Source organism: Coprococcus intestinihominis, assembly GCF_040096555.1.
GTDB classification, from domain to species: Bacteria; Bacillota; Clostridia; order Lachnospirales; family Lachnospiraceae; genus Coprococcus_A; species Coprococcus_A intestinihominis.
Genome location: NZ_JBBMEK010000153.1, coordinates 1 through 7896, shown reverse-complemented (window position 1 = coordinate 7896; position 7896 = coordinate 1). Strand labels below are relative to the sequence as shown.

The window sequence follows — 7896 nt, the reverse complement described above, 5'->3', positions numbered from 1 at the left end:
ATGGAAGGAATTACGAAGTTTGGAGTAACAACAGTTGTTGGCTGCCTTGGAACAGATGGAATCGGTCGTGATATGTGTGCACTGGTTGCAAAGACAAAAGGATTGAATGAGCAGGGAATGTCTGCATACTGTTATACAGGCAATTATCAGATTCCGGTGCGCACGTTGACTGACAGTATTGCGAAAGATATTATGATGATTCAGGAAATCATTGGAACTGGAGAAATCGCGATCTCTGATCATCGTTCTTCACAGCCGACTTTTGAGGAATTTACACGTGTCGTTGCGGATACAAGACTTGGTGGTGTTCTTTCCGGGAAAGCCGGTATTGTAAATGTTCATCTTGGCGACAGCCCGAGATGCTTAGATCTTATTGAACGAGTAGTAGATGAGACAGAGATACCGGCTTCTCAAATATTGCCAACACATATCAATCGAAATGAGATGCTTTTTGGCAAGTCGATTGAGTATGCGCTGAAAGGCGGAGCAGTAGACTTTACCGGAAATGAAAATATTGATTATTGGGAAACTATCCGTGATGAGGTACGTGTGTGTAATGGTATTAAACGAATGTTAGATGCAGGAGTAAATCCTGATCGCATGACAATTTCTTCTGATGGCCAGGGAAGTCTTCCAATATACAGTAGTGATGGTGAATTCCTTGGAATGGGCGTTGGACAGTCCAGCTGTCTTCTGAAGGAAGTAAAGGAATGTGTATTTAAAACAGAAATTCCTTTAGAAATAGCTATTTCTACAATCACATCTAATCCAGCAGATATTCTTCGTCTTAAAGGAAAAGGTAAGGTTGAAGAAGGTTATGATGCTGATCTTTGTATTCTTGACCAGGAACTTCAGCTTGTTGAAGTAATTGCAAAAGGAAATACAGTTTATACAAAATAAAGTATATTGATGTGGAATATACTCTGTCTAATGGACAAAAAGTGAAAATCCAGAGCTGTTGACTTATAAAAAGAGATAATATAAGCAAAAGAAAAGTCTTGACAAATAAACGACCGTTTACTATTATGAAGATGTAAACGGTCGTTTATTTTTTGAATTGGAGGTTTACCAGCGTGGGTAATAGGAAAGAAGAGATATTAATTGTAGCCTTGCATCTGTTCGCCAGAGATGGTTATGAGGCTGTTTCCGTCAGCCAGATAGCAGGAGAGCTTGATATGACAAAAGGTGCATTGTACCGTCATTACAAAAGTAAAAGAGATATTTTTGACTGTATTGTACAGCGTATGGAGCAGCAGGATGGTGAACAGGCAGTAGAATATGATATGCCGGAAGAGGAAAAAGAAAAAATGCCTGAACAGTATGAGAATGTATCTCTGGATGATTTGGTGGAATACAGCAAGTCTATGTTTGAATACTGGACAGAGGATGATTTTGCATCATCGTTTCGAAAAATGCTGACCATAGAGCAGTTTCGCAGTGAAGAAATGCAGAATTTATATCAGCAATATCTCGTGGCTGGACCTGCTTCTTATGTGAAAGATTTATTTGAAAGTATTGGAATTGCAAATGCTAAGGACAAAGCTGCCGGATTTTATGCAGTTATGTATTTTTATTACAGCATGTATGATGGAGCAGAAGATAAGCAAAATGTAAAAGATGAATTTGTATCAGCTATAAAAAGTTTGGTACAAGAGTTGAAGTGAAAGAGAATCAGATCATGAAAAATAATATAGTAATCCGTTTAGAAGAAAAAAGTGAATATTGCGAGGTGGAAAATCTGGTAAGAGATAGCTTTTGGAACGTATACCGCTCCGGATGCCTGGAGCATTATGTCATTAACCAGCTGAGAAATGATCCGGCATTTGTTCCGGAACTGGATTTTGTAATGTATCTTAAAGAAAGTGATGAAGAGGGTAAACTGATTGGTCAGAACATGTTTATGAGAACGAGTATTAAGGCGGATGATGGAAGAAATATTCCAATTATGACGATGGGACCGATCTGTATCAAGAATGAATATAAGCGGAAAGGATATGGTAAAATCCTGCTTGATTATTCATTGGAGTAACTGATAAGGGGCATGGACGATTTTCGCTTTCGTATTACTTTTTAACATATGGATTCTATTAAAAAAGGTAAATCCAACGTATACTGCGTCATTTAAGGAAAGATGAAACAAAAGGAGAAAATATGGAATCAGATATAATTAAAATCAGCCACTTGAATAAAAGCTTTGGCGAAGTAAAAGCGGTAAATGATTTGGGCTTTCGTGTAAAAAAAGGAGAATTGTTTGCATTTCTAGGAGTAAACGGTGCAGGGAAAAGTACAACCATTTCTATTCTTTGTGGACTGCTGAAAAAAGACAGTGGAACGGTTCAGGTAAACGGAATAGAAACTGACAAAGCCGGCGCACAGACAAAAAGGATGCTTGGTGTTGTATTTCAGGATAGCGTACTTGATAAACCACTTACGGTGAAAGAGAACCTAATGAGCAGAGCTGCTTTGTACGGCATTACAGGAAATGCCTTTGATAAGAGATTACAGGAGTTGGTCGAGATTTTGGATTTTGACGAGTTTTTAAACAGACCTGTAGGTAAGCTGTCGGGAGGTCAGAGAAGAAGAATTGATATTGCCCGTGCATTATTGCACAGACCGGAAATTTTGATTCTTGATGAGCCTACCACAGGGCTTGATCCACAGACAAGACAGTTAATCTGGAATGTTATCGAGAAGCTTCAGAAAACAGAAAATATGACAGTATTTCTGACTACACATTATATGGAAGAGGCTGCCAATGCCGGGTATGTTGTGATTCTTGACAAAGGAAGTGTTGCAGCAGAAGGCACACCGTTTGAACTTAAAAATGATTATGTACAGGATATAGTGTCTGTTTATGGTGTTTCCGAGGATGAAATAAAGACATTGAACAGGGAATATAAAAAAATACGTGACGGATATCAGATAAAAGTAAAAAATACGAAAGAAGCTACGGAGCTTATTGTAGAGCATCAGGATCTATTCATGGATTATGAAGTAGTAAAAGGTGGAATGGATGATGTATTTCTTGCAGTCACAGGGAAAAAGCTAGGAGGTGAGCATTGATGAGAACAGTATTGGCATTAATGAACAGGAACAGAAAATTGTTTTTTAAAGATAAAGGTATGTTGTTTACATCAATGATCACACCAGTTATTCTGATTGTTCTGTATGCTACATTTCTTGCAAAGGTTTTCAAAGATTCTTTTACAGCAGCAATTCCGGATATGATCACGATTTCGGATAAGCTTATTAATGGAACCGTGGCAGCACAACTGACAGCATCACTTATGGCAGTAAGCTGTATTACTGTAACATTCTGCGTGAATCTGACTATGGTGCAGGACAAGGCAAATGGAACAAGGAAGGATTTTGATGTTTCACCTGTCAGCAAGGGCAAAATTTATTTGGGATATTTTCTGTCAACAGTAGCTAATTCATTGATGGTCAATGGAATTGCGTTTATATTATGTCTGGGATATCTGCTTAAAATGGGATGGTATATGAATGCAGCAGATGTATTATGGGTTTTATTTGATATAATATTGCTCGTCCTGTTTGGAAGTACGCTGTCAAGTATCATTAGCTTTCCATTGACAACACAGGGACAGCTTTCGGCTGTAGGTACAATTGTCAGCGCAGGATATGGTTTTATATGTGGTGCTTATATGCCGATTTCAAATTTTGGTTCAGGTCTTCAGAAGGCACTGTCGTATTTTCCGAGTACATATGCCACTTCATTGATTAAGAATCATATGCTTCACGGAGTTTTCAGAGAGATGGAGAGAAAGCATTATCCGGATGAAATGGTTGAAACGATAAGAGACACTCTTGATTGCAATCCGGTATTTCATGGAAATGTGGTAGGTGTAAATCAGATGATCGGTATTATGATGGGAAGTATAGCTGTATTCGGAATTATTTATTATTTTGTTACATTGCTGCCAAAGGGTGAGGACAGACGATAGATAATTAAAGTTACCAAAAGATTTTATTAAAATTAAATGGGGAACAGTATAATTGCTGTTAATGATAAGCAGTAGTCTGCACTCCCTAAACTGACTACGATTTGACTACTACAGATGGAAGTGATTTGCTGTATTTTGCACTTTTTTGCAAAAAATGTAGTAAATGAGAAGAAAACTACGATACCTTGAAATACTGATAAAACCTTGCAAAATACGGCATTTCACGGCAATTTGAGAGGAGAAAAAACAATGATTCGAGTACTTTTTATCTGCCACGGCAATATATGTCGGTCGCCGATTTCCGAATATGTTTTAAAGGACATGGTGGAGAAACGCGGTTTAACCGATGCGTTTGAGATTGCTTCAGCAGCAACCAGTACGGAAGAAATATGGAATGGCAAAGGTAACCCGATTTATCCGCCGGCTCAGGCAGAATTGAGAAGACACGGCATTGGTGAAACCGCCTATACGAATTTCAGCGGTAAGCGTGCCCGACAGGTGACAAAACAGGATTATCAGTATTATGATTATCTGTTGTGTGCAGACAGCAATAATATCAGAAATACATTGCGGATTACTGGTCCGGACAAAGAAGGAAAAGTAAAGCTTTTGCTGGATTTTACAGACAGGCCGGGAAGGTCTATTGCGGATCCGTGGTATACAGGGGATTTTAAGGAGACGTATAGAGATGTCTATGAAGGGTGTACAGCTTTATTAGAAAAATTAGGGTTTTAAACAAGAGCAGTATGCATATTTTATTATCAAGAGATATAAGATATGTGTACTGCTCCATATTTTTATTCGGCATTAAAAACTGTTTCAATTACCTCAGCTGCTTCTAAGGCACGCTGAATGATATGCTGCCCTTCTTTGGCAATCGGGACATAAGGCATCTGGAAATCCTGACTGGTCAGAAAGGCACCGGCTAATTGGAAGATATAACGATCATAGCCGTCGGACATATTTTCCAGAACCTTGCCATTGTCTTTCATTAATTGAAGATTCTGATTCTTGCCAATGGTCATATCGTTTAAAATATCCAACATAACAATGAAATGTTCCATATCCCAGCTGGACAGATACATACATTTACACAGGCCCTTGTTGAAAAAAGGATAATTGCAGTAACAGTTCAGCAATTCAGAAAATCGGCTTCGGTGTTCAGGGGTTTCGAACAATCCCTTGATTTCAAGTTCACGCAGACATCGATAGTTGATATTCATTTCACAACACTCCCTATGAAACTAATTTAATGTATTTATTTTAACAGGAAAATGTTGACATTAAAAGGGGAAAAAAGGAAATGTTCGATGAAAAAAAACAGTATATAGGCAACCAAAAAGCATAAAAATTCATGAAAATGTTTGATTTATTCATAGGTCGAACTCGCTGCAGAGCGGCTGTGCTGAAAATGTATAGAGCGTGAGATTGTCTGCAGGAAACGGTGGAGAAGTATGTTATAGCTATGCAGAATAGGCGCAGACGGGTGTTCCCGTTACAGCAGCGGGGATATGATTGTATCCACAGAGAGATTCCTGAGCTGTTTTGGGGATTATGATTGCATAATATGCATCTGTATTCAGAACAGGGGGATAATTGAAGAGTGGTACCGCGGAAGTAATCTTTCGTCTCTTTGGGTCAAGTGACCAGGAGATGGAGGATTTTTTTTATTGCATAGCAAATTGTGCCCTACGCAATAAAATTTTTTGTATGGAATTTTCAGGAGTCATCATTTCGCCCTGAATTCCCAGCAGGATAAAATCCTGTTTTAGGCTACACGCATTTAGGATACGCATGTTACGACAGGAGGAAGATGAGAATGAGAGAACAAGACAGAGGAAAAATCAAGACACTTTATGCTGGAATTTTCGGTGGGTGCCGTTCTTTTTTCGGCTCATGCCGGCGGCGGTAAAGCCATTGATACATGTAAAGTTCTGGCGCATTCAACGAATCGTCCGTTTTTTACATTTCCAACAATTGCTTCAACCTGTGCTTCCTGTACAAGCCTTGGCATTGTGTATCATCCGGACGGCAGTTTGAGAGAATATTCTTTTTCAAAAATTCCGCTGAACCATATCTTTATTAATACACAGATTATTGCTGAGGCACCGGATATTTACCTGTGGGCAGGTATGGGTGATACAATGACCAAGCATTATGAGTGCACGATTTCTTCCAGAAATGATATTCCGGCCCACAGTGATGCCATGGGTATTGCTTTAAGTTCCATGTGTGCCGTACCGATCATGCGTTGGGGCGAAAAGGCTTTGGCCGACTGCAAAGCCAATCAGGTATCCGATGAGCTGACAGAAGTTATTCTCGGTATCATTATCTCCACAGGATTTGTGTCGAACTTCGTTCAGGTGGATTATACAACCGGTCTGGCCCATGCCATTTACAATGGTTTCACAGTACTGCCAAGCACAGAAGAAAACGGTCATTTTCACGGCGAGGTTGTTTCCTATGGTATCCTTGTTATGCTGACCATCGACAAACAGTATGCAGAAAGGGATACCCTGTATAAATTCAGCCGTTCCATCGGTCTGCCAACAAGACTGGCAGATATCCATGCCAAAGCAGAAGATCTGGCAAAAGTCACAGCTAAGGCACTGGCGGGTATTGATGTAAGGGTTTATCCATACACAGTGACAGAGCAAATGATCGTGGACGGTATCATGGAAATGGAGGCCTATGATGAAAAAATGCGCTAAAAACGCATGGATTTGATAAAAAAATTGTACATAATATTCCCGTAAAAGAGGTTGCAATTCTTTTTAGAGGGTGGTAACATAAAGACAGCAAATCAATAAAGTGATTACCGGGAGATTAGAGCAAGGTAAGTAGAGCGAGACAATCGCTCTATTTCCCTTGCTTTTTATTTTCCCGTTTGGCTGTTAAGCAGAAATAGAAAGGAGATTGGGTTTATGTATGATGTAGCGATTATCGGTGCCGGTGTGACAGGAAGCGCCATCGCAAGGGAGTTATCAAGATATCAGTTAAACGTCTGTGTCATTGAACGTGAGGAGGATGTTTGCTGCGGCACATCCAAGGCCAACAGTGCCATTATTCATGCGGGTTTTGATGCTGTACCCGGCACATTAAAGGCAAAGGTTAATGTCAAAGGCAATGCCATGATGGATCAGATTGCAAAAGAGTTGGATATTCCGTTTAAGAGAAATGGTTCTATGGTTGTATGCACAAAAGACCAGGATCCGAAAGGATTGGAAGTACTGATGGAGAGAGGCAAGGCCAATGGCGTGCCGGATCTTCAGATTCTTGACCGTGAGGCACTGATCGCTATGGAACCGAATCTCAGTGATGATGTTGTATGTGCATTGTTTGCACCGACAGGCGGCATTGTATGTCCTTTCCATATGACGATGGGCTATGCTGAAAATGCATGCAGCAACGGTGTCGAATTTTTCCTGAATACACAGGTGGATGATATTAAGAAAGCAGAGTCAGGCTATGAACTGACAGTGACCCATACAGACAGCGGCGAAAAAGAGATAAAAACAGCGAAAGTTGTCATCAATGCAGCCGGTGTTTATGCAGATACACTGAATAATATGGTCAGCGAACATAAGCTGCATATTACAGCAAGAAAAGGTGAATATATGCTGCTGGACAAAGATGCAGGCAAGCATGTATCTCATACAATTTTTCAGCTGCCGTCCAAGATGGGCAAAGGTGTTCTTGTGAGCCCGACGGTTCACGGCAATCTGCTGGTTGGACCGACTGCCGTAGATGTGGAAGATAAAGAAGCGATTAATACAACCCAGGCCGGACTGGATTCCCTCGGACGTACCGCTTCTCTCAGTGTGAAGAATGTACCCCTTCGTCAGGTGATTACATCTTTTGCAGGTCTCCGTGCCCATGAAGCCGGTGATGATTTTGTGATTGGTGAAGCAGAAGATGCCAAAGGTTTTAT

9 protein-coding genes are annotated in these 7896 nt (G+C 40.2%); 8 read left to right on the top strand and 1 reads right to left on the bottom strand.

The genetic code is table 11. The annotated features are described in order from the left end of the window. The 6 genes from iadA to WMO25_RS11640 form a co-directional block, all read left to right on the top strand. The coding region (gene iadA, locus WMO25_RS11665; RefSeq protein WP_349085461.1) for a beta-aspartyl-peptidase at nucleotides 1–900 on the top strand (900 nt) is incomplete at its 5' end. Between the two features lie 173 nt (nucleotides 901–1073). Beyond that, a complete protein-coding gene (locus WMO25_RS11660) occupies nucleotides 1074–1664 on the top strand; it encodes a TetR/AcrR family transcriptional regulator (protein WP_215689997.1) in 591 nt (196 codons plus the stop codon). 14 nt (nucleotides 1665–1678) lie between these two features. Further along, complete coding sequence (locus WMO25_RS11655) at nucleotides 1679–2029, top strand: GNAT family N-acetyltransferase (protein WP_349085459.1); 351 nt, start codon at nucleotides 1679–1681, stop codon at nucleotides 2027–2029. A gap of 122 nt (nucleotides 2030–2151) precedes the next feature. Then, nucleotides 2152–3063 (top strand): ABC transporter ATP-binding protein, encoded by a 912-nt coding sequence (locus WMO25_RS11650; protein ID WP_349085457.1) that lies wholly within the window; start codon nucleotides 2152–2154, stop codon nucleotides 3061–3063. Then, on the top strand, nucleotides 3063–3965 hold the full coding sequence (locus tag WMO25_RS11645) for an ABC transporter permease (RefSeq protein WP_349085455.1): 903 nt from the start codon (nucleotides 3063–3065) through the stop codon (nucleotides 3963–3965). Before WMO25_RS11650 ends, WMO25_RS11645 begins: the two co-directional genes overlap by 1 nt. Nucleotides 3966–4214: 249 nt before the next feature. Continuing rightward, nucleotides 4215–4700 (top strand): low molecular weight protein-tyrosine-phosphatase, encoded by a 486-nt coding sequence (locus WMO25_RS11640; RefSeq protein WP_349085454.1) that lies wholly within the window; start codon nucleotides 4215–4217, stop codon nucleotides 4698–4700. Nucleotides 4701–4762: 62 nt separating this feature from the next. Here the strand turns inward: WMO25_RS11640 and WMO25_RS11635 are convergent, their stop codons facing one another. Continuing rightward, nucleotides 4763–5188: a hypothetical protein gene (locus WMO25_RS11635; RefSeq protein ID WP_349085453.1), complete on the bottom strand. Its 426-nt coding sequence runs from the start codon at nucleotides 5186–5188 to the stop codon at nucleotides 4763–4765. Between the two features lie 633 nt (nucleotides 5189–5821). Between WMO25_RS11635 and WMO25_RS11630 the strand changes: the two genes are divergently transcribed. Both WMO25_RS11630 and WMO25_RS11625 read left to right on the top strand, forming a co-directional pair. Then, nucleotides 5822–6676 carry an iron-containing alcohol dehydrogenase family protein gene (locus tag WMO25_RS11630; RefSeq protein WP_349085452.1) on the top strand — a complete coding sequence of 285 codons (855 nt, stop codon included), beginning with the start codon at nucleotides 5822–5824 and terminating at the stop codon, nucleotides 6674–6676. Between the two features lie 213 nt (nucleotides 6677–6889). Next, a partial coding sequence (locus WMO25_RS11625; protein WP_349085451.1) for an NAD(P)/FAD-dependent oxidoreductase occupies nucleotides 6890–7896 on the top strand: 1007 nt, incomplete at its 3' end.

What these genes read in the sequence shown, in the direction of transcription:
- WMO25_RS11655 (WP_349085459.1), top strand. Translation starts at nt 1,679, where the DNA reads ATGAAAAATAATATAGTAATCCGTTTAGAAGAAAAAAGTGAATATTGC.
- WMO25_RS11650 (WP_349085457.1), top strand. Translation starts at nt 2,152, where the DNA reads ATGGAATCAGATATAATTAAAATCAGCCACTTGAATAAAAGCTTTGGC.
- WMO25_RS11645 (WP_349085455.1), top strand. Translation starts at nt 3,063, where the DNA reads ATGAGAACAGTATTGGCATTAATGAACAGGAACAGAAAATTGTTTTTT.
- WMO25_RS11640 (WP_349085454.1), top strand. Translation starts at nt 4,215, where the DNA reads ATGATTCGAGTACTTTTTATCTGCCACGGCAATATATGTCGGTCGCCG.
- WMO25_RS11635 (WP_349085453.1), bottom strand. Translation starts at nt 5,188, where the DNA reads ATGAATATCAACTATCGATGTCTGCGTGAACTTGAAATCAAGGGATTG.
- WMO25_RS11630 (WP_349085452.1), top strand. Translation starts at nt 5,822, where the DNA reads ATGCTGGAATTTTCGGTGGGTGCCGTTCTTTTTTCGGCTCATGCCGGC.